The sequence below is a fragment of the Pseudomonas sp. TE3728 genome, from assembly GCF_056279145.1.
In genome coordinates, this window is record NZ_JBWBQT010000001.1 from 5,533,002 (window position 1) to 5,552,900 (window position 19,899).

Genomic DNA, 19,899 nt, shown 5'->3' on the forward strand with positions numbered 1-19,899 from the left:
GGCTGCGATCTTTTTGCTGTTGGTCAACTCAAGCGCTGAAATAACTCGCGCAGCACTTCTTGAACTTCTGCCCGCTGGCGCACGGGCACGCATCGTTGCGTCCGGCCTTGAGTGACACGGTGGGGTCGATGAAATACCAGTGGCCGGCGTTCTGTACGAATGACGAACGTTCGCGGTGACTGTGTTCGCCGCTGCTGTCGTGCCAGCGAGCGGTGAAGGTGACGAAAGCGTGCTCCGGCTGACCGCCGAAGACTTCGGCGCTTTCCACCTCCAGGCCCAGCCAGGTGCTTTGGGCGCTCCAGTCGCTGATCGACTGGCGATCCAGGCCGGCCTGTTGTGCGGGCAGGGTGGTCGCTACCAGATAGTCAATCAACCCCAGTACATAGGCGCTGTAGCGCGACCGCATCAAGACTTCGGCGCTGGGGGCGGGGTGGCCGGCGTGGTAATGGCCACAGCAGGCATCGAGCAGCGTGCCGCTGCCGCAAGGGCAAATGGATGTACTCATTGCGTTACCACCAATATTTCCCGAAGTTTTCCGGATTGGCCCAGAAGCGCGAGTTAAGCCAGTCGGGCACCTGTTTATAGTCAAGCAGATCATAGGTGAACAGGGTCAGTACTTGATCATCGCGCTGGAAGCGTTCACTGGCTTGCAGCGCCAGGGAGAAAAAGTCCGTCTCCAGCCAACCGCATGCCGGCAAGTCAGCCAGCACCGCAATGCGACTGGCATTGAGGTTGCGTATTCCGCCGAGCAGATTCAGGCCGTCGCGCTTGGGCAAATGTTCGAGGCAATCGACCACCAGCGCCAGATCAAACCGTTGCGCCGCCAGTTCGGCGGGCAGTGGTCCGGGTGCAGCAAAGGCGACGATGCTGTCCGGGTGCGCGAGCTTGAATGCCTCAAGCGCGGGGAATTCGCTGGCGCCAATCAGCAACAGACGCGCCGGGGCGTAACGATCAAGCAAAGCGGCCAACGCCTGCTGGGGCGTGCGCGAAGAAATACCTGCAATCATCGAAGATCCTCAATCAGAACGCCAAGACTAGCCTGCCCCAACGTCCGGGCCTAGTGTTCCTGTCTCGCGCAATTAACCAAAAAGCGGCGATCCTCCATGAACATGGGGCAAAACAGCAGTGGCCTATTGCTGGCGGAGATTAAAAGTCGGGTCTTTACTCCCTAGAATCGGTTTTAAGCCGATCCCTCAGGAGAAGAACTAGATGAGCATAATTCGGACAGCATTACCCTTGGTTCTGCTAACCAGTGTGTTGACTGGTTGCGCAGGTTTGCAGAAAACCGACTGGCCGTCCTGTGCGGCGGTCGGTGGCGTCATCGGTGCGGGGCTCGGCGCGACCGAAAGCTCGGCATGGGCGGGGTATGGCGCGCTGTTGGTCGGCGGCACGGCAGCCGCTTATTGCTGGGTGCATGGCGACGGCGACGAAGACGGCGATGGCGTACCGGACAGCCGCGACAAGTGCCCGGGCACACCTAGAGGCGTGCAGGTCGATGCCAACGGCTGCCCTCCACCCGCGCCTGCGCCGGTGGTCGAGGAGGCCGCGGTGGTCAAGGAAGAAGTCATCGTTATCCGTGATGTGCACTTCCAGTTCGACTCGGCCAAGCTCACCCCTGCCGATAAGGACGTACTCAGCACCATTGCCACGCGCCTGAAACAGGAATCCTCCACCGCCCAACTGACCGTCACCGGTCATACCGACAGTGTCGGCAGTGATACCTACAACCAGAAACTGTCGGATAGACGCGCCCATTCAGTGGTGGAATACCTGATTTCCCAAGGCGTGCCACGCAGCAGTTTCGTGTCTGTGACCGGTGCCGGTGAAAGCCAGCCGGTGGCCGATAACAAAACCGCTGACGGCCGTGCGATGAATCGGCGCACGGAAATCAAAATCAACCGCTAGGCCTCTCCCGTTCCGCGGCTTGTACAGTCGCGGATGCGGGTCTTTACTCCTGTGTGACCGGTATGGGCCGGTGACACAGGAGCATTCACAATGAGCGTTCTCACAAGGACCGTCTTGCCGGTTCTGCTGCTTGGCAGTCTTCTGACCGGTTGTGCGACTCACAGCGATGGCACCGCCCCCCTCAATCAACGTACCTGGCCGATCTGCAGCGTCCTGGGTGGACTGGTCGGCGGTGGTTTGGGTGCAATAGAAAGTAGTGCCTGGGCAGCGGGTGGAGCGGCGCTCGGGATCTTGACCGGTGGCCTGATCTGTTACGCCCAGGATGGCGATGAAGACGATGATGGCGTCTTCGATCGACGTGATCGTTGCCCCGATACGCCTGCCGATACCCCTGTCGAACATCACGGTTGCCCGCTGCCGCAATACCCGGCCAGCGTGAAGCCTGTTGAACCTCCGGTCTCCGAAGTCATCACCCTGAACGGCAACGTGTTGTTCGCGTACAACCAATCCGAGCTGATGCCCGAAGCGCGCAGTGAGCTGGATTCGCTGATGGCTAAATTGCAGAACACCGATGTGGCGAGCATTAAAGTCATCGGTCATACCGACAGCCAGGGTTCGGACGCCTATAACCAGAAACTGTCGGAACGTCGTGCCAGCAGCGTCGCGGCCTACCTGTTGAGCCAGGGAGTCGCGCCGAACAAGCTCACCAGCGAAGGCCGGGGCGAAAGCCAGCCGGTGGCCGATAACGACACGGAAGAAGGGCGGGCGCAAAACCGTCGCGTGGAATTGCACATCAATCGCTAAGCTCTATGACTAATAAACCGCGTGATAGAGCCGTCGGACACCGATTCAGGTTGATCCGACGGCCAATTCGCGACCTTCGGGAAGAATTTTTTGTTGCCCTCTGGCTTATCCCGCGTGTAAGCCGTTACTGTGCGCGCAAAGAATAATTCTCAACGGGGCAGCGTATGAAGGTGTTTTGGGGGCTGGGAAAGTTATTGACCTTGCTGTTCTGGTTGGTAGCGCTGGTCAATCTGCTCATACCATTTATTCATCCGTTTCACCTGCTGATCAATTTTGCAGGCACTGTGTTGGCAGGGCTCCATCTTCTGGAGCTGGTGTTCTGCAATCGCAGCCTCAAAGGTCGAGCCCATCCTTGGCGTGATCGCCTGAAGATTGTCTTTTTCGGCGTTTTCCACCTGCAAACCATTCCGGCCCCGGCCGCTTCGAAGGCCTCCCATGCGTAAACTCTGTCTGCTCGCTGCATTTATCAGCCCATTGGCCTGCGCACAGGTGGTGAGCGTCGAAACCAACTCGCTGATGCGCTTGCCCAACACCACCAGTACCTTGCAACTGGAACGGCTGGAAGTCGCCGATTACGGCACCTTGCTGATTCCTTCGAACGTGACCGAAGTGACGGTCGGTGAGTTGCACCTGGGACGTGACGCGCGGATCGCCATTGTGCCGAGCGAACAAGCTCTGGCGATGAAGGTCAATCGTGCCGAATTGGCCGAAGGCAGTCAGATCACTGCACGTGGCGCGCCGGGGACTTACCTCAAGGCCGCTCGCTCCGGACGCAATCTGGATTTGCAGATCAAAGCGTTGAACGCGCCGCAATTGTCGGTAGACGCTCGCGGTGGCGCGGGTGCTCCAGGTTTTGTCGGCCTTGATGGGGCTAATGGTCAAGCACCGGGTTGTACCTGGGGCCAGGCCGGTCGCGGCGCCGATGGCAGTAATGGCAGTGATGGCCAGCCGGGAGCGCCAGGAGCGCTGGTTCGGCTGGAAGTGCCGCGTGATTACCCTGCGCAGCAGATCAAGGTCGAGATTGCGGGCGGGGAAGGTGGTTTGGCTGGGCCCGGTGGAAAACCAGGGGCGGGCGGCAAGGCCAAGGGCTGTTTCGTCTATAAAGCCGATGGCGGCAAGAGCGGCCGCCCCGGTGCCGACGGTCAGCCGGGGCCTGCGGGAGTGGCGGGTTCGGTGAGCATTCAGCGGATGTAATAACGACCGAGATCCCCTGTGGCGAGGGAGCTTGCTCCCGCTGGGGCGCGAAGCGGCCCCCCAAAACCGGCGACCCAGTTCTTTCAGAATGAACGCGGTGACTGGTTTACGACTGCTGCGCAGCCGAGCGGGAGCAAGCTCCCTCGCCACAGAGACTTACACTTCTCAGAACATCGGCCGAGCCGCCGCAATCGCCACCAGCACCAATCCGACTATCAGATTGATCCCCACCAACCGACGAATCTTCCCCAGCACCGCCGCACCCGTCGGCCAATCCTGAGCCGCCACCGCCGTGCGCAGTTCCGGCAGCAACAACGCCTGAATCCGGATAAACAGCGCCGTCATCACCACATACAATCCCATCATCACCTGCACATACCGCGGCGCCGCTTCAAACCCCGCGAACTGCAGATGAATCATGCCCACACCGCTGATCGGCAAAAGCACCACCGCGATCCAGACCCAGCGGAAAAAACCTTGAAACACTTCCACCCACAGCTTCAATCGGGCAGGGCCTTCCAGCGCCTTCATCGCCGCGGGGCGCAAGATCATCCAGGCGAAAAACATGCCGCCGACCCACACCAGGGCAGCGATGACATGCAGGGTATAAACGATGCCAAAAGGTGTCATTGAGGTACTCCGTTCTGCGCGGGATTAAATAGCGGGGTATGATAGCGGCCGATCCGAAGTACTGAAAATTTATCCAGCCTTTTTGCGCCCGACAATCCATGATCAGCACCGAACTCAAAACCACGATCCAGGGCGCCTATTCGCGTTTTCTCGAAGCCAAGAGCCTCAAGCCACGCTACGGCCAACGCCTGATGATCGCCGAAATTGCCAAAGTCCTCGGTGACATCGACACCGACGACGAAGGCCGGCGCAGTGGCGACCCCGCGATTGTCGCGGTGGAAGCCGGCACCGGTACCGGCAAAACCGTGGCCTACAGCCTGGCGGCCATCCCCGCCGCGAAGGCCGCCGGCAAGCGTCTGGTGATCGCCACGGCTACCGTGGCCCTGCAAGAGCAGATCGTCTACAAGGATTTGCCCGACCTGATGCGCAACAGCGGGCTGAATTTCAGCTTCGCCCTGGCCAAGGGCCGGGGGCGCTACATGTGCCTGTCCAAGCTGGATATGTTGCTCCAGGAAGGTCACGCGCAGACTGCCACCGCGCAGCTATTCGAAGAAGAAGGCTTCAAGATCGAGGTCGATGAGGCCAGCCAGAAGCTGTTCACCAGCATGATCGAGAAGCTCGCCGGCAATAAGTGGGACGGCGACCGCGACAGTTGGTCGACGGCGCTGGAAGACGCCGACTGGGCGCGCCTGACGACCGATCACAGTCAGTGCACCAACCGTCATTGCCCGAACTTCGGCCAGTGCGCCTTCTACAAGGCCCGCGAAGGCATGGGCAAAGTTGACGTGATTGTCACCAACCACGACATGGTCCTGGCCGACCTAGCCCTGGGCGGCGGTGCGGTTCTGCCGGACCCGCGTGACACCATCTACGTGTTCGACGAAGGCCACCACCTGCCGGACAAGGCCATCGGCCACTTCGCGCATTACACCCGTTTGCGTTCCACCGCCGACTGGCTGGAAACCACCGCCAAGAACCTCACCAAATTGCTGGCCCAGCACCCGCTGCCGGGCGATCTGGGCAAGTTGATCGAGCAGGTGCCGGAGCTGGCCCGGGAGATCAAGACCCAGCAGCAGTTTATGTTCAGCGCCTGCGAGCAAGCCGCCGACTTCAAACCCGGCGAAGACGTCGAAGGCCGCGAGCGGCCACGTCACCGTTTTGTCGGAGGGGTGATTCCCGAGCACATGCGCGAAATGGGCATTGAGTTGAAGAAGGGCTTTGCCCGCCTGACCGATTTGTTTACCCGGCTCACCGAACTGCTCAAGGAAGGTATGGACGGCGAGGTCAACATCGGCATCGCCAGCAACCAGGCCGAAGAGTGGTATCCGCTGTTCGGTAGCCTGTTGTCGCGCTCTTCGGGCAACTGGGAGTTGTGGACCGCCTTCACCGTCGAAGACCCGGAAGACAACCCGCCCATGGCTCGTTGGCTGACCCTGGCCGAAAGCGGTTCGCTGTTCGACATCGAGGTCAATGCCAGCCCGATCCTCGCGGCGGACATGCTCCGGCGCAACCTGTGGAACGTGGCTTACGGGGCGCTGGTGACATCGGCGACCCTGACCGCTCTGGGCACTTTCGACCGCTTCCGCATGCGTGCCGGCCTGCCTAAAACAGCCGTGACCGCCGTGGTTCCGAGCCCGTTTCATCACGCTGACGCCGGTGTGCTGCGGGTGCCGGACCTGAAAGCCGACCCGCGTGACGCGCCGGCTCACACCGCGGCGATCATTCGCGACCTGCCGCAACTGGTAGAAGGTTCACGCGGCACCCTGGTGCTGTTCTCCTCACGCAAACAGATGCAGGACGTGTTCGACGGCCTGGATCGCGACTGGCGAAAGCAAGTGTTCATTCAAGGCAACCTGTCGAAGCAGGAAACCCTGAACAAGCACAAGGCGCGGGTCGATGGCGGGGATTCCAGCGTGCTGTTCGGTCTGGCGAGTTTCGCCGAAGGCGTGGATTTGCCCGGTGCGTACTGCGAGCACGTGGTGATCGCCAAGATTCCGTTCTCGGTGCCCGACGATCCGGTCGAAGCGGCGCTGGCGGAATGGATCGAGGCCCGTGGCGGCAATCCGTTCATGGAAATCTCCGTGCCGGACGCCTCGCTGAAACTGGTCCAGGCCTGCGGTCGCTTGCTGCGGACCGAAGAAGACCGCGGCACCATCACCTTGCTCGACCGTCGTCTGGTCACGCAGCGCTACGGCAAAGCTATTCTCAATGCATTGCCGCCATTTCGTCGTGAAATTTCCTGATGCACCGGTGGGCAAATAAGCCCACCGCGTTGTCTACCTCACTGCCACCGCTTTTCCACTGGCCCATTGATGGTCGCTTGGGAGATCCACGTTCCTATGATTCGCCGTTCGTTGCCTGCTGTTTTTGCCTTGATGTTCGCAGCCCCTTTGTTGGCGGCCCCTGCCAGCCAGCAGACGCTGTTCAACTTTGTGCGTCCCGCCGATGTGGTTCAGGTGGCGACCCAGGACGCCAGCCTGCCGCAATCCAACGCGGAGCAAACGGCCGAAGGCGAAGTGCTGCGCCGCGTGACCTTCAACCCGGTCGCCCAGCCGACCTTGCGTCTGACGCCGCAGACCGGTGCCTGGGACTGGTCGCAGTCGGGCGTCATGAGCCTGCGGATCCAGAGCGCGATGAACTGGGCCGTGACTCTGTACGTAAAAATCCAGAGCAACGACGGCAAGACCCTGGTCAGCCGCGTCGATCTGCCGGCCGGCCCGGCGCAAACCCTGCTGGTGCCACTGCAGCCGAGTACACCTTTGAGCCAGGGCATGAAAGCCGGTCCGCCGATGCCGATCAACTTCGAAGGCCAGCGTGTATTGCTGGCCAGCAGCACCGGTGAGCTGGACCGCAGCCAGGTGGTGTCGGTGACCTTGTCGATGGACCAGCCCAAAGTCGCCCAAAGCATCCTGCTCGAGCGCTTCGGCGTGCAGGATGGCGAGGCTGTCACCAAGGCCGCTTATGGCGGTCTGGTGGACGCCTACGGCCAATCGACCCGGGCCAAATGGGCGGAGAAGGTCAGCAGCGACGAGCAACTGAAATCCGCCGCGGCCAAAGAACAGCAACAACTGAAAAGCTGGCTGGCCGAGCGCGAGAAGCAGTCCCTGGACAAGTTCGGCGGCTGGACCAAAGGCCCTGCGTTCAAGGCCAGCGGCTTTTTCCGCACAGAAAAACGTGACGGCCGCTGGTACCTGGTAACCCCGGAAGGGCATCCGTTCTATTCCCTCGGCGTCAACAGCGTGACCCCGAGCGCAAACCAGACCTACGTCGCCGGTCGCGAGTGGATGTTCGAGTCCCTGCCCAAACCCGACGAGCCCCTTGCCAGCTACTATGGCGAAGGCGACAACCGTGGCGGCAATGGCGCCGATCAGGGCCGAGCCTACAATGCCGGGCGCTGGTACGATTTCTATGGCGCCAACCTGCAGCGCCTGTATGGCGAGCCTTGCACACCGGGCAGCGACACCAAGGCCGGTGTCGCCGAAGCGGCCAAGGCCGATGCGGTCGAGGCGACGGCCGATAAGTCCGCCGCACCAGCAGCCGATCCTGTGGCAACCGAATCCGCGGCCGGCGTCGCTGAAGCGGCCAAGACCGGCGCCGTTGAAGCGTCAGTCGAAAAAGCGGCCGAGCAAACAACCGTCGAACCTTGCAAAGTGGTTTTCGACGAAAAGCGTTGGGCCAGTCACACCCTCGATCGCCTGCAAGCCTGGGGTTTCAACACCCTCGGCAACTGGAGCGCACCGGTGTTTGGCAACGCTGACCGAGTGCCATACACCCTGCCGCTGTCGATCGTCGGCGATTACGCCAGCATCAGCACCGGCACCGATTGGTGGGGCGGCATGCCCGATCCGTTCGATCCACGTTTCGCCATGGCCACCGAGCGCGCCGTAGCCATCGCCGCCCGCGACCATCGCGACGATCCTTGGCTGATCGGTTACTTCGCCGATAACGAACTGGCCTGGGCCGGTCCCGGCGATGACCCGAAAGCCCGTTACGCGCTGGCCTACGGGACCTTGAAAATGACCACCGATGTGCCGGCCAAACGTGCCTTCCTCAAACAGCTGCGTGACAAGTACCGCAATCAGGCGGGCCTTTCCAAGGCATGGGGCATTGATCTGCCGGCCTGGGAATTGATGGAAGACCCGGGCTTCGTGCCGCCGCAGCCGAGCGCCGAGTACCCGGAAATTGAAGCCGACTTCAAATACTTCCAGAAAGTGTTCGCCGACACGTACTTCAAAACCGTCTCCGACTCCCTCAAGTGGCATGCGCCGAACCAGTTGTTGCTGGGTGGCCGTTTTGCCGTCAGCACCCCGGAAGCCGTCGAGTCCTGCGCGCAATACTGCGACGTGCTGAGCTTCAATATGTACACCCTGCAACCCCAGGACGGTTACGACTTCGCCAGACTGCGCAGCCTGGACAAGCCGGTACTGATCACCGAATTCAACTTCGGTTCGACGGATCGCGGCCCGTTCTGGGGAGGCGTGACGCAACTGGCGAAAGAAGAAGATCGTGGCCCGGCCTACGCCAATTTCCTCAAACAGGCGATGAGCGAACCGTCGATTGTCGGGGTGCATTGGTTCCAGTACCTCGATCAACCGGTGACCGGTCGCCTGCTGGATGGCGAGAACGGTCACTTCGGGCTGGTGGGTATTACTGACCTGCCGTTCCAGGGCTTTGTCGACACGGTACGTAAAAGCAATGTGCAGACTGTCGATCAACTCGGCAAAGAGGCCGAGAAGGCCAGGGCCGAGGCGGAAAAAGCCGCCGGGAACCATGAAGGCGAGGGCGGCAAGCAAGGCGCTGCCGGCAAAGGTGCGGAGCAGGGCGCCGGCCATGCGGGTGGGCATTCGGGCAATGGTCATTAAGCACTGAGATCCCCTGTGGCGAGGGAGCTTGCTCCCGTTGGACTGCGCAGCAGTCCCATTCTTTATGGGGATAAGGGGGCCGCTCCGCGCCCCAACGGGAGCAAGCTCCCTCGCCACAAAGGTTACTGATTAATTCCATGGGCGACCGCCCGGCCCGGCCCTGTTCCCAAAACCCTCAAGGGCTGGAACAATGCGGACCACTTTATAGAGCGTTTATCCGGGAGCGTTGTGGGTGCAGATTCAGGGTCATTACGAGCTTAAGTTCGAAGCGGTGCGCGAAGCTTTTGCGGCGTTGTTCGACGATCCTCAGGAGCGTGGCGCGGCGTTGTGCATTCGCATTGGCGGTGAAACTGTCCTCGACCTCTGGGGCGGTACCGCTGACAAGGACGGCACCGAAGCCTGGCACAGCGACACCATTGCCAACCTGTTTTCCTGCACCAAGACCTTCACCGCCGTGACCGCGCTGCAACTGGTGGCCGAAGGCAAGCTGCAACTGGATGCTCCAGTCGCTCGCTACTGGCCCGAGTTCGCCGCCGCCGGCAAAGAATCCGTGACCCTGCGCCACTTGCTCTGCCATCAGGCCGGCCTGCCTGCGCTGCGCGAATTACTGGCGCCAGAAGCACTTTACGACTGGCAGACCATGGTCGATGCCCTGGCAGCCGAAGCACCATGGTGGACGCCGGGTCAAGGTCACGGTTATGCGGCGATCACCTATGGTTGGCTGGTCGGTGAATTGCTGCGTCGCGCCGACGGTCGTGGGCCGGGCGAGTCCATCGTGGCACGGGTCGCGAAGCCTTTGGGGCTGGACTTCCACGTTGGCCTCGCCGACAAAGAGTTTCATCGCGTGGCGCACATTGCCCGTAGCAAGGGCAACCTCGGCGACGCCGCGGCCCAGCGCTTGCTGCAAGTGACCATGCGCGAGCCGACGGCCATGAGCACGCGGGCCTTCACCAACCCGCCGTCTATAATGACTAGCACCAACAAACCGGAATGGCGGCGCATGCAGCAGCCGGCCGCCAATGGCCACGGCAATGCCCGCAGCCTGGCCGGGTTCTACGCCGGTTTGCTCGACGGCAGCCTGCTGGAAAGCGACATGCTCGAGGAGCTGACCCGCGAACACAGCGTTGGCGAAGACAAGACTTTATTGACCCGGACCCGCTTCGGCCTGGGTTGCATGCTCGATCAACCGGACGTACCCAACGCCACCTACGGCCTCGGCCCACGGGCGTTCGGTCACCCGGGCGCCGGCGGTTCCATCGGTTTTGCTGACCCGCAATACGATGTGGCCTTCGGCTTTGTGACAAATACCCTGGGGCCGTACGTCTTGATGGATCCACGAGCCCAACAGCTTGTGCGAGTACTGGCCACTTGTCTGTAAATCACGCTTAAGGGGGCCAGGGCCGGAACCCGAAAGCCTTTGTGGTTTCAAAGCGCTGTTTATCCGGGCTAACCCGGTCTGATTTTTCATTACTTCATTTTGTGGATATCCAATGTCATCCAATAAAACTCTCGCCCTGGCCCTGTGCTTCGCTATCACCGGTTGCGCACAAACCCCACAAAATGACGCAGACGGCGGCAGCTGGTGGCCGTTCGGCTCTTCCGACAAGGTTGCGACCAAAGAACCGGCCCCGGCCCCGTTGAAACCTGCTGCAACAGCCCCCGTCGCCAAGGCTGACAGTGCATCCCCTTGGTACTGGCCGTTCGGTTCAGATGACGCTGCCGACAAAGTGGCCAAACCGGACGTGAAACCGGACGTTAAACCTGAAGCCAAACCGGTCGCTGTGGCCAAGGCTGAAGCCGATGCCGGTGGCAACTGGTGGTGGCCGTTCGGCGGTAAGGAGCAGAGCACCGCCAAGGCCGTGCCGATGCCCGACCCGAAAGTCACCCAGGCCTGGCTCGACGACTACGAACCGCGTCTGCGCGAGGCGATCAAGGACAGCAACCTGAAACTCGAGCGCCGCGAAAACGTGCTGGTCGTCACGGCACCGGTAGAAGGCTCGTTCAACCCTGACCGTCCGTCCATGCTGCTGCCGGTGACCCTCGGCCCGTTCACCCGTGTCGCGAAAATCCTCGAAGTCGATCCAAAAACTGCCGTGCTGGTACTCGGTCACAGTGATACGACTGGCGCCGCACCGGCCAACGTGAAGCTGAGCCAGGAGCGTGCCCAAGCGGTGGCGGCGATCTTCCGTCTCAGCGGTCTGCAGCGTGATCGTTTGATGCTGCGCGGCATGGGCGGTGAGGCTCCACGTGCCGCCAACGACAGTTCTGAAGGGCGTGCCCTGAACCGTCGCGTCGAACTGTTGGTGACACCGGCAAACACGATGGTCGCGCTGCTGAGCAAGTACAACATGCCGGCTCCGGCACCCGTGAAAACCATGGTCGCTGCGCAAGACATCAAGCCAGTGGCCAAGCCTGTGACCCCGGCGCCTGCTGCGAAGAAAGCGGCTGTGCCGGCGACGAAAAAGGCCCCGGCCAAGAAAGCGGCTGCCAAGGCGCCAGCCAAAAAAGCCGTGGTGAAAAAGACTGCGCCGGCCAAAGCCGCTGTCGACACCAAGAAAGTCGCTGTCGCCGATGACACAAAGAAGTGATTCGTTAACCAAAAGGAATGCGCCATGACCCGGCCCTTGGCAGATATGCGTCGCGATTACACCCGAGATGGCCTGACCGAGGCGCAAGCCCCGGCCGAGCCGTTCGCGCTGTTCCATCAGTGGTTTGCCGATGCGGTGAAAACCGAGCAGGTGCCGGTGGAGGCGAATGCCATGACGCTGGCCACCGTCGATCAGGACGGTCGGCCGCATTGCCGCATCCTGCTGCTCAAGGGGTTGGACGAGCAGGGCTTCACCTTTTTCACCAACTACGATAGCGACAAGGGGCAACAACTGGCAGCCAATCCATTTGCGGCCATGACGTTCTTCTGGCCGGCCCTGGAGCGCCAGGTGCGCATCGAAGGGCGGGTGGTGAAGGTCACGCCTGAAGAGTCCGACGCTTATTATCAGGTTCGTCCTCTGGGCAGCCGTCTCGGTGCCTGGGCTTCGCCCCAGAGCCGGGTCATCGCCGATCGCGGCGAACTGGAAGCGCTGCTCAAGAATACCGAGCAACGTTTCAGCGATACTCAGCCTCACTGCCCCGAACACTGGGGCGGTTATCGTTTGCTACCCGAGCGCATCGAATTCTGGCAGGGTCGTCCGAGCCGTCTGCACGATCGCCTCAACTATCGCTTGGAAGGCACCGACTGGGTTCGTGAGCGCCTGGCACCGTAACGTAAATAGCCTACCGATCGGAGTACCCTGCCGCAGCGGCCGCCAGCCACTGAGGCAGGTCCCGCCGCTTGATCTTCTGCGCTTGAGCGTTCGCCAGTTGCTGGAGCATAAAGGCTCTTTTCTGTTCGTCTTTACCCGCCAGTGACAACGCCAGATCGCAGTCCATCCAGCGTTTGATCCGCACGTACAGCCACCAATGGAAGTACAAGCCGGCAACGGTCGTGACGACAATGATGAAGTAATCCATGAAAGTCCTTGGGTCTGCGGCGCAGATTTTGTAATTTGGCGCTACTGTGTGCCGAGTTCGAAAAAACGCCTGTATCGGGCCTGAATGAAACCAATTTTATCCGGGCAATGCCGTGACAGGCGTCAAGCTGCGGAGTTTAATGGATACCTGTCCTATGGAGTTTGATGCTATGCGTAAGTCTGTTCTGCTGGTTGCTTCCTTTTCCACGATGGCGATGTTGCTCTCCGGTTGCCAATCGAGCCTGACCGGTGACTCCTACTCCCGTGACGAAGCGCGTCGTGTGCAGACGATTCGCATGGGTACCATTGAAGCCCTGCGTCCGGTGAAAATCGAAGGCACCAAAACCCCGATCGGCAGCGTCGCGGGCGCAGCCGTGGGTGGTGTCGGCGGTAGCGCCATTGGCGGCGGTCGCGGCAGCATCGTCGCAGCGGTCATCGGCGCTGTCGCCGGCGGCCTGATAGGCTCGGCCGCCGAAGAAGGCCTGACCCGTACGCAAGGTGTTGAAATTACCGTGCGAGAAGACGATGGCAGCATGCGCGCCTACGTGCAGGAAGTTCAGCCAAACGAAGTGTTCCGCGTGGGTGAGCGAGTGCGGATTGCCACGGTTGATGGCACCAGCCGCGTTGCGCACTAAGCGGGAATACGGGTAAAAGAAAACCCCGATCAGGTGACTGGTCGGGGTTTTCTTTTGTTGAAGATTTTTTATGTGCTGGTGTGGGCACCGATTAATTGCTCCAAGCCTGAAAATTTCACCATGTCTGTCGGTGTCGAAACGAAACCTGGTAATCAAAGGCAGCAATATTTATCGGATGCTCGAATAGAGGCTGAAGCTTACATACCCATATAGGTAAAACATCAAATCCACCATTGTTGATATTATTTTCGATAGGGATACCCAGAGCCTCAATGATAGAGCCATCCTCACCAAAGTCATTTGAAAGCGCTTCCCCTTCGCAAAGTTCGGTATTTTTGTCATACCATTCCAGCTTTAGCTTTAGTCCCATGTGATCCCGTGTTAAAAAGTTATACTGTTTTAAATCGTAGTAGATGCTTGAGTTTGCAGCTTCCGTCACCTAGCGTACGTACCCATGAAATACTCTAGTCCCTCGGGGAACTTGATGTTCAGGAGATCTGCAAGTTTCATTACCTGTTCCTCGTTTAATCGCAATTCTCCAGGTTCAAGCTCATGAAGTTGTTTTGCTTCAATCAGTTGAGCAATCTTTTCGTTGAGTTCGATGCCGTCAATGTCCAGCTCGAATTGTAAAGAGTCGTCCTGCTTTTCGTCAGGAAAAAAACCGCTGATTGAAAGGTAACGCATGTTTTCATCCTTTATTTTGAAGTTCTTCTGCCAGGTTTGGCGGGTTTTGTTTGTTCGCCTGTAATATGGTTGTATTCACCCAGATGGACTCCCAACTTGGTGTATTTTTCCACTGCGTTACTCTTGTAGTCCCATTCATAAATTCGCCCCTTACGATCTAGCCAACGGGTTCGCTCCTTCCCCCCACCTTGAACAGAGGCTTTCGACTTCACTCGAGTTGCATCAGGGAATGCGGGTAGTGTTTTAGGAGCGCCGGTGTACGCATGATCCCCGTTCTGACTGACAACAATATAAACCGGCAACACCCCCGAATCTGCCGGAAACACCAGAATGAAATCCTTGTACTCCGGCGGATACACCGGGTTCACGATGATGCTGTCAGCCGCCTTCGTCGGCGGGTAAACCCAGATGTGTGGTGCTTGCGGTGCGGCTTCCAGGGCGGGGATTCCGAGAATGTTTGAACCGTCTTCGACCGGCGTCCAGATCAGCTCTATACCATCCCCAAGTTCAGCCACGTGCTGACTGCCGCGCAAGGTGAATTGCGCGACATCGACCATTTCCCAATCGCGATTCTTGCCGGTGTAGAAACCGTATCCCTTGAGACTGCCGTCAGCCTGTTGCTCGACCCGCAGGCGCACGCGGGTGCGGGCCTGTTTAAGGGCGCGCAGTTGGTCTTCGGTGTAGAGCGAGCTGTCGCCAAGGCTCGACGGTATGACCAGGGCCACCAGGCCTGCCAAGGTAGCCGCAGCGGTGCTGGCGGCGACGGCGGGCAGTGCGGCGAACGCTGAGCCGGTCAAAGCAAAACTGCCGAAACCTGCCGGAATCGCAGTGCCACTGATTTTCTTGAGCGGTACAACACCGCTTTCATCGGCCTCGCGAGCACCGAGCAGGATCAGTTCGCCGTAATCCTTCAGGCTGTCAGTCGGAACAACGCCAGAGGGATTCGTGTAGTCGATGATTGCATCGGGCAGTTTGCAGGACTTGGCGAATACGCAGCCCGCGCGGACAACGTTGTCTTTTTTCGCAGCGACTTGAAGGCTGTCTTCGAAGATCTGCTGCCTGGCGAGCATGGCGTCGTAGGCGTTTTGCCTGGCGTCCCGCTCGGCCAATTCAGTGGCAGTCATGTAGCGGTGGGTGACGTGATGCCCATCGCCTGACGGTGGGTTTTTAACCCGGGGGATGTCCTTGTTGCCAGCCACTGATTGTCCTTTCGCTCGTCCATCGGCAACCCCTGAAAGAGGGGCTGCACGACGTTAACGAACGTGGTTAATCGTGGCTGTAGGACGAATCCTGAATGTCGCTAAGAGTGTTCTCTATCGCTCAGGAAGGCAGTGCGGGGTTCTTGCGACTCGCAGCCGCCGTCACCGCATAACCGATCAATGCCGCCAGTATCGAGCCGGTCAGAATCCCCATTCGATCCATCCCGGCGTATTCACTGGTGCCGGGCACGAAGGCCAGGGAGCCGACGAACAGGCTCATGGTGAAACCGATGCCGCAGAGGATCGCCACACCCAGCACCTGACCCCAGTTGGCGCCCTGGGGCAGGGTGGCAATGCCGATTTTTACCGCCAGCCAGGTCAGGCCGTAGACACCGATGGTCTTGCCCAGCAGCAGGCCGATGGCGATGCCCATTGGCACGTCGTGGGTGAAGCTTTCGACCGTCACGCCGCTCAGGGACAGGCCGGCGTTGGCGAAGGCGAACAGCGGCAGGATGCCGTAGGCCACCCACGGATGCAGGGCATGCTCCAGGGTCAGCAGCGGCGAAGGCTCGGCGTTTTTCGTGCGCAGTGGAATGCAGAAGGCCAGGGTCACGCCGGCCAGCGTGGCGTGCACGCCGCTCTTGAGTACGCAGACCCAGAGGATCAGCCCGATGATCATGTACGGCCCGAGCTTGACCACGCCGAGTCGGTTCATCCCGATCAAGGCCGCGATGCAGGCTGCGGCCAATGCCAGGGACAAGGTCGACAGTGCGCCGGAATAGAAGATCGCAATGATGATGATCGCGCCCAGGTCGTCGATGATCGCCAAGGTCATCAGGAACAGTTTCAGCGACACCGGTACGCGTTTGCCCAGCAGGGCCAATACACCGAGGGCGAAGGCGATGTCGGTGGCGGTTGGAATGGCCCAGCCACTCAGGGCGGACGGGTTGTCGCGGTTGAGGAACCAGTAGATCAGCGCCGGCACCACCATGCCGCCAATTGCCGCCGCGCCGGGCAGGACGATTTGCGAGGGTCTAGACAGCTGGCCGTCGAGGACTTCGCGTTTAACTTCCAGGCCGATCAGCAGGAAAAACAGGGCCATCAAGCCGTCGTTGATCCATAACAGCAGTGGCTTAGCGATTTTCAGCGCGCCGATCTGAGCCACCACGGGGGTGTCCAGCAGCCCGCTATAGAGCCACGACAGCGATGAATTGTTGATGATCAGGGCGAGAGCGGCCGCGGCGATCAATAACAGACCGCTGGCAGCTTCCAACTGAAAGAAACGCGTGAACGTGCTACGCAGAGGCAAGGTCGCTCTCCATCGATGAATTCAAAAGGTGGCACACCCTAACCCGTACCGTTAGTTGTTAAAACAAAAGTTATATTCTTTTTTGTTATATGCCGTTACAACACGGACGGTCAGCAAAGGCGAGCCTAGCAGTTGCCGGACGTATTGGACCTCAGCTGTATCTGTGCATGATGTAGGTTCTTTCCTAAGCTTGTGGGCTGAGCCTTGCGACAAGGCCGACTCTTTGCCTGATTCAACGAGAAAACCATCATGAGCGACAACCGACAGTGGGCCCGCGAAGCCATCCGGATCATCGAAGCCGACTTCCAGCGTAGCGCCGATACCCACCTGATTCCCTTGCCGCTACCGGGATTGCCGGGTATCGAGTTGTATTTCAAGGATGAGTCGAGCCATCCCACCGGTAGCCTGAAACATCGGCTGGCGCGCTCGTTGTTTCTTTACGCCCTGTGTAATGGCTGGCTCAAACCCGGTGCGCCGGTGATCGAAGCCTCCAGCGGTTCGACGGCTATTTCCGAGGCGTACTTCGCCCGCTTGTTGGGGTTGCCGTTCATTGCGGTGATGCCCGCGACCACGTCCAAGGAAAAGATCGCGCAGATCGCTTTCTACGGTGGCAAGAGCCATCTGGTGGACGATCCGACGCAGATCTACGCCGAGTCCGAACGCCTGGCTCGCGAGCATGACGGGCACTTCATCGATCAGTTCACCTACGCCGAACGCGCCACCGACTGGCGGGCGAACAACAACATCGCCGAATCGATCTTCCAGCAGATGCGCTTCGAGCAACATCCGGAACCGAGCTGGCTGATTTCCAGCCCCGGCACCGGAGGCACTACCGCGACGCTCGGCCGTTACGTGCGCTATCGCCAGCACTGCACCCGCGTGTTGTGCGCCGATGCCGAGCGTTCGGTGTTCTTCGACTATTACCAGACCGGCGATGCCAGCTTGCGCCTGGATTGCGGATCACGGATTGAAGGCATTGGTCGGCCGCGGGTGGAAGCGTCATTTTTGCCCAAGGTGATCGATGCGATGGTCAAAGTGCCGGATGCGTTGTCGCTGGCGGCGATGCACTATCTGGCGCAGCGTTTGGGTCGGCATGTAGGTGGATCAAGCGGCACCAACCTGATTGGCGCGCTGATGGCGGCGCAACAGATGAAGGCGGCGGGGGAGTCGGGGTCGATCGTGGCGATTCTGTGCGATGGCGGCGAGCGCTATGCCACCACCTATTACGATCGGGCCTGGCTCAAGGCCCAAGGGTATGAGTTGAGTGGTTTGATGGATGCCGTGGCGGCGAGTGTCGAGCGTGGCGAGCCGTTGCCGGCCAGCGTGTTGCGCGCCAATATTTGATATTGGTCGGACGCTGAAATCAATGTGGGAGCGAGCCTGCTCGCGATAGCGGTAGATCAGTCAACATCTCTGTTGAATGTTAATCCGCTATCGCGAGCAGGCTCGCTCCCACAGGGTTTTGCATTTTGTCAGGAAATGCCGGTCAGGCCTCGAGGCCAAGTATGTCTCGGGCCACCGCTTCGGCAATCCGAATCCCGTCGACACCCGCCGACAGAATCCCGCCCGCATAACCCGCGCCTTCACCCGCCGGGAACAAGCCCTTCACGTTCAGGCTTTGCATCGACTCGTTACGGGTAATGCGCAGCGGCGATGACGTGCGCGTCTCGATCCCGGTCAACACGGCGTCGTGCAGCGAGTAGCCACGAATCTGCTTCTCGAACGCCGGCAAGGCTTCGCGAATGGCTTCGATGGCGAACGCCGGCAACGCCAGGGCCAAATCGCCCAAGGCAACGCCCGGTTTGTAGGACGGCTCGACGCTGCCCAATTCGGTCGACGGTTTGCCTGCAATGAAGTCTCCGACCAATTGCGCTGGCGCTTCGTAATTGCTGCCGCCCAACACAAAGGCGTGGGATTCCAGGCGTTCCTGCAACTCGATGCCAGCCAGTGGGCCACCCGGGTAATCGACTTCCGGGGTGATCCCGACAACGATCCCGGAGTTGGCGTTGCGCTCGTTACGCGAGTACTGGCTCATGCCGTTGGTGACCACGCGGTTCGGCTCGGAGGTCGCCGCCACCACGGTGCCGCCCGGGCACATGCAGAAGCTGTAGACCGAACGGCCGTTGCTGGCGTGGTGCACCAGTTTGTAGTCGGCAGCGCCGAGTTTCGGGTGCCCGGCGTACTTGCCCAGGCGCGCGCGGTCGATCAGCGATTGTGGGTGCTCGATGCGGAAACCCACCGAGAACGGCTTGGCTTCCATGTACACGCCGCGGCCGTGCAGCATGCGGAAGGTATCCCGGGCGCTGTGGCCGAGGGCCAGAATCACGTGTTTCGAATGGATCTGCTCGCCGCCATTGAGCTCGACACCGACCAGTTGGCCGTCTTCGATCAAGACGTCAGTGACGCGCTGCTGGAAGCGCACTTCGCCGCCCATGGCGCGAATCTGCTCACGCATGTTTTCCACGACACCGGTCAGACGGAACGTACCGATGTGCGGTTTGCTGACGTAGAGGATTTCTTCCGGCGCGCCGGCTTTGACGAACTCGTGCAAGACTTTGCGACCGATGAATTTCGGGTCTTTGATCTGGCTGTAGAGCTTGCCATCGGAGAACGTACCTGCGCCGCCTTCACCGAACTGCACGTTGGATTCGGGGTTGAGCACGCTTTTGCGCCACAGGCCCCAGGTGTCCTTGGTGCGCTGACGCACTTCGGTGCCACGTTCGAGGATGATCGGTTTGAAGCCCATTTGCGCCAGCAGCAGCCCGGCGAAGATTCCGCACGGGCCGAACCCGACCACGATCGGGCGCTGGCTCAGGTCAGCCGGTGCCTGGCCGACCATTTTGTAGCTGACATCCGGCGCCACGTTGACGTTACGGTCATCGGCGAACCTGTGCAGCACCGACGCTTCATCGCGAACGTTGAGGTCGATGGTGTAGATGAAGCACAGTTCGGAGGACTTTTTGCGCGCATCGTAGCTGCGCTTGAACAAGGTGAAATCGAGCAGGTCATCACTGGCGATGCCCAGGCGCTGCACGATGGCAGGGCGCAGGTCTTCTTCGGGATGGTCGATCGGCAGCTTGAGTTCGGTGATTCGTAACATGACGGGATCCGGTTCGCGGGGCGCACAACTGCGCCAAGGCGTTTGAAGCCCGCGATTATAAGCCTCAAAGA

Annotated in this window: 20 protein-coding genes; 11 read left to right on the top strand and 9 right to left on the bottom strand. The window is 60.1% G+C overall.

Features of this window, described 5'->3' with window-relative positions:
- Positions 1 to 28 precede the first annotated feature (28 nt).
- Both ACZ89R_RS24265 and ACZ89R_RS24270 read right to left on the bottom strand, forming a co-directional pair.
- On the bottom strand, positions 29 to 505 hold the full coding sequence (locus tag ACZ89R_RS24265) for a YchJ family protein (RefSeq protein WP_063342680.1): 477 nt from the start codon (positions 503 to 505) through the stop codon (positions 29 to 31).
- A 4-nt stretch (positions 506 to 509) separates the two neighbouring features.
- Positions 510 to 1,007: a DUF6231 family protein gene (locus ACZ89R_RS24270; protein ID WP_429544355.1), complete on the bottom strand. Its 498-nt coding sequence runs from the start codon at positions 1,005 to 1,007 to the stop codon at positions 510 to 512.
- A 202-nt stretch (positions 1,008 to 1,209) separates the two neighbouring features.
- Between ACZ89R_RS24270 and ACZ89R_RS24275 the strand changes: the two genes are divergently transcribed.
- From ACZ89R_RS24275 to ACZ89R_RS24290, 4 genes are all read left to right on the top strand, one after another.
- Positions 1,210 to 1,905 (top strand): PA1041 family peptidoglycan-binding anchor lipoprotein, encoded by a 696-nt coding sequence (locus ACZ89R_RS24275; RefSeq protein ID WP_429544354.1) that lies wholly within the window; start codon positions 1,210 to 1,212, stop codon positions 1,903 to 1,905.
- A gap of 90 nt (positions 1,906 to 1,995) precedes the next feature.
- Complete coding sequence (locus ACZ89R_RS24280; RefSeq protein ID WP_429544353.1) at positions 1,996 to 2,709, top strand: PA1041 family peptidoglycan-binding anchor lipoprotein; 714 nt, start codon at positions 1,996 to 1,998, stop codon at positions 2,707 to 2,709.
- A gap of 164 nt (positions 2,710 to 2,873) precedes the next feature.
- A complete protein-coding gene (locus ACZ89R_RS24285) occupies positions 2,874 to 3,152 on the top strand; it encodes a DUF1145 domain-containing protein (protein WP_429424643.1) in 279 nt (92 codons plus the stop codon).
- On the top strand, positions 3,145 to 3,903 hold the full coding sequence (locus ACZ89R_RS24290; protein ID WP_123499282.1) for a collagen-like triple helix repeat-containing protein: 759 nt from the start codon (positions 3,145 to 3,147) through the stop codon (positions 3,901 to 3,903). Before ACZ89R_RS24285 ends, ACZ89R_RS24290 begins: the two co-directional genes overlap by 8 nt.
- A gap of 165 nt (positions 3,904 to 4,068) precedes the next feature.
- Here ACZ89R_RS24290 and ACZ89R_RS24295 read toward each other — a convergent pair whose 3' ends face one another.
- Positions 4,069 to 4,533, bottom strand: a complete 465-nt coding sequence (locus tag ACZ89R_RS24295) for a CopD family protein (protein WP_429544352.1) — start codon at positions 4,531 to 4,533, stop codon at positions 4,069 to 4,071.
- Positions 4,534 to 4,631: 98 nt separating this feature from the next.
- Between ACZ89R_RS24295 and dinG the strand changes: the two genes are divergently transcribed.
- The 5 genes from dinG (at position 4,632) to pdxH (ending at position 12,655) form a co-directional block, all read left to right on the top strand.
- Complete coding sequence (dinG, locus tag ACZ89R_RS24300; protein WP_218398340.1) at positions 4,632 to 6,776, top strand: ATP-dependent DNA helicase DinG; 2,145 nt, start codon at positions 4,632 to 4,634, stop codon at positions 6,774 to 6,776.
- A 96-nt stretch (positions 6,777 to 6,872) separates the two neighbouring features.
- Positions 6,873 to 9,395, top strand: a complete 2,523-nt coding sequence (locus ACZ89R_RS24305) for a beta-agarase (RefSeq protein ID WP_429544351.1) — start codon at positions 6,873 to 6,875, stop codon at positions 9,393 to 9,395.
- Between the two features lie 232 nt (positions 9,396 to 9,627).
- Positions 9,628 to 10,773, top strand: coding sequence for a serine hydrolase domain-containing protein (locus ACZ89R_RS24310; protein WP_429544350.1), 1,146 nt, complete (start codon positions 9,628 to 9,630; stop codon positions 10,771 to 10,773).
- Between the two features lie 112 nt (positions 10,774 to 10,885).
- Positions 10,886 to 11,983 (top strand): OmpA family protein, encoded by a 1,098-nt coding sequence (locus ACZ89R_RS24315; protein WP_429544349.1) that lies wholly within the window; start codon positions 10,886 to 10,888, stop codon positions 11,981 to 11,983.
- Positions 11,984 to 12,007: 24 nt separating this feature from the next.
- Positions 12,008 to 12,655 carry a pyridoxamine 5'-phosphate oxidase gene (pdxH, locus tag ACZ89R_RS24320; protein ID WP_123499266.1) on the top strand — a complete coding sequence of 216 codons (648 nt, stop codon included), beginning with the start codon at positions 12,008 to 12,010 and terminating at the stop codon, positions 12,653 to 12,655.
- A 10-nt stretch (positions 12,656 to 12,665) separates the two neighbouring features.
- Here the strand turns inward: pdxH and ACZ89R_RS24325 are convergent, their stop codons facing one another.
- On the bottom strand, positions 12,666 to 12,902 hold the full coding sequence (locus tag ACZ89R_RS24325; protein ID WP_429544348.1) for a hypothetical protein: 237 nt from the start codon (positions 12,900 to 12,902) through the stop codon (positions 12,666 to 12,668).
- Between the two features lie 169 nt (positions 12,903 to 13,071).
- On the opposite strand from ACZ89R_RS24325, the gene ACZ89R_RS24330 reads away from it, so the two are divergent.
- Positions 13,072 to 13,536, top strand: a complete 465-nt coding sequence (locus ACZ89R_RS24330; RefSeq protein WP_218398330.1) for an outer membrane lipoprotein — start codon at positions 13,072 to 13,074, stop codon at positions 13,534 to 13,536.
- Between the two features lie 115 nt (positions 13,537 to 13,651).
- On the opposite strand, the gene ACZ89R_RS24335 is transcribed toward ACZ89R_RS24330, so the two are convergent.
- The 4 genes from ACZ89R_RS24335 to nhaA all read right to left on the bottom strand — a co-directional run bounded on the left by ACZ89R_RS24335 (position 13,652) and on the right by nhaA (position 16,728).
- Complete coding sequence (locus ACZ89R_RS24335) at positions 13,652 to 13,975, bottom strand: colicin E3-like toxin immunity protein (protein ID WP_429544347.1); 324 nt, start codon at positions 13,973 to 13,975, stop codon at positions 13,652 to 13,654.
- The gene (locus ACZ89R_RS24340) at positions 13,972 to 14,220 is read right to left on the bottom strand and encodes a pyocin S6 family toxin immunity protein (RefSeq protein WP_429544346.1); all 249 of its coding nucleotides are present in this window, start codon (positions 14,218 to 14,220) and stop codon (positions 13,972 to 13,974) included. Before ACZ89R_RS24340 ends, ACZ89R_RS24335 begins: the two co-directional genes overlap by 4 nt.
- An 11-nt stretch (positions 14,221 to 14,231) precedes the next feature.
- Positions 14,232 to 15,419: an S-type pyocin domain-containing protein gene (locus ACZ89R_RS24345; RefSeq protein WP_429544345.1), complete on the bottom strand. Its 1,188-nt coding sequence runs from the start codon at positions 15,417 to 15,419 to the stop codon at positions 14,232 to 14,234.
- A gap of 121 nt (positions 15,420 to 15,540) precedes the next feature.
- Positions 15,541 to 16,728: a Na+/H+ antiporter NhaA gene (gene nhaA / locus ACZ89R_RS24350; protein ID WP_429544344.1), complete on the bottom strand. Its 1,188-nt coding sequence runs from the start codon at positions 16,726 to 16,728 to the stop codon at positions 15,541 to 15,543.
- A gap of 246 nt (positions 16,729 to 16,974) precedes the next feature.
- On the opposite strand from nhaA, the gene ACZ89R_RS24355 reads away from it, so the two are divergent.
- Positions 16,975 to 18,072, top strand: a complete 1,098-nt coding sequence (locus ACZ89R_RS24355; RefSeq protein ID WP_429547814.1) for a PLP-dependent cysteine synthase family protein — start codon at positions 16,975 to 16,977, stop codon at positions 18,070 to 18,072.
- Between the two features lie 142 nt (positions 18,073 to 18,214).
- Here ACZ89R_RS24355 and ACZ89R_RS24360 read toward each other — a convergent pair whose 3' ends face one another.
- A complete protein-coding gene (locus ACZ89R_RS24360; protein WP_429544343.1) occupies positions 18,215 to 19,828 on the bottom strand; it encodes an NAD(P)/FAD-dependent oxidoreductase in 1,614 nt (537 codons plus the stop codon).
- Positions 19,829 to 19,899: the final 71 nt, after the last annotated feature.

Excerpts from the sequence above, each read along its gene's own strand:
- ACZ89R_RS24265 (WP_063342680.1), bottom strand. The coding sequence starts at position 505 with ATGAGTACATCCATTTGCCCTTGCGGCAGCGGCACGCTGCTCGATGCC.
- ACZ89R_RS24270 (WP_429544355.1), bottom strand. The coding sequence starts at position 1,007 with ATGATTGCAGGTATTTCTTCGCGCACGCCCCAGCAGGCGTTGGCCGCT.
- ACZ89R_RS24275 (WP_429544354.1), top strand. The coding sequence starts at position 1,210 with ATGAGCATAATTCGGACAGCATTACCCTTGGTTCTGCTAACCAGTGTG.
- ACZ89R_RS24280 (WP_429544353.1), top strand. The coding sequence starts at position 1,996 with ATGAGCGTTCTCACAAGGACCGTCTTGCCGGTTCTGCTGCTTGGCAGT.
- ACZ89R_RS24285 (WP_429424643.1), top strand. The coding sequence starts at position 2,874 with ATGAAGGTGTTTTGGGGGCTGGGAAAGTTATTGACCTTGCTGTTCTGG.
- ACZ89R_RS24290 (WP_123499282.1), top strand. The coding sequence starts at position 3,145 with ATGCGTAAACTCTGTCTGCTCGCTGCATTTATCAGCCCATTGGCCTGC.
- ACZ89R_RS24295 (WP_429544352.1), bottom strand. The coding sequence starts at position 4,533 with ATGACACCTTTTGGCATCGTTTATACCCTGCATGTCATCGCTGCCCTG.
- dinG (WP_218398340.1), top strand. The coding sequence starts at position 4,632 with ATGATCAGCACCGAACTCAAAACCACGATCCAGGGCGCCTATTCGCGT.
- ACZ89R_RS24305 (WP_429544351.1), top strand. The coding sequence starts at position 6,873 with ATGATTCGCCGTTCGTTGCCTGCTGTTTTTGCCTTGATGTTCGCAGCC.
- ACZ89R_RS24315 (WP_429544349.1), top strand. The coding sequence starts at position 10,886 with ATGTCATCCAATAAAACTCTCGCCCTGGCCCTGTGCTTCGCTATCACC.
- pdxH (WP_123499266.1), top strand. The coding sequence starts at position 12,008 with ATGACCCGGCCCTTGGCAGATATGCGTCGCGATTACACCCGAGATGGC.
- ACZ89R_RS24325 (WP_429544348.1), bottom strand. The coding sequence starts at position 12,902 with ATGGATTACTTCATCATTGTCGTCACGACCGTTGCCGGCTTGTACTTC.
- ACZ89R_RS24330 (WP_218398330.1), top strand. The coding sequence starts at position 13,072 with ATGCGTAAGTCTGTTCTGCTGGTTGCTTCCTTTTCCACGATGGCGATG.
- ACZ89R_RS24340 (WP_429544346.1), bottom strand. The coding sequence starts at position 14,220 with ATGCGTTACCTTTCAATCAGCGGTTTTTTTCCTGACGAAAAGCAGGAC.
- ACZ89R_RS24360 (WP_429544343.1), bottom strand. The coding sequence starts at position 19,828 with ATGTTACGAATCACCGAACTCAAGCTGCCGATCGACCATCCCGAAGAA.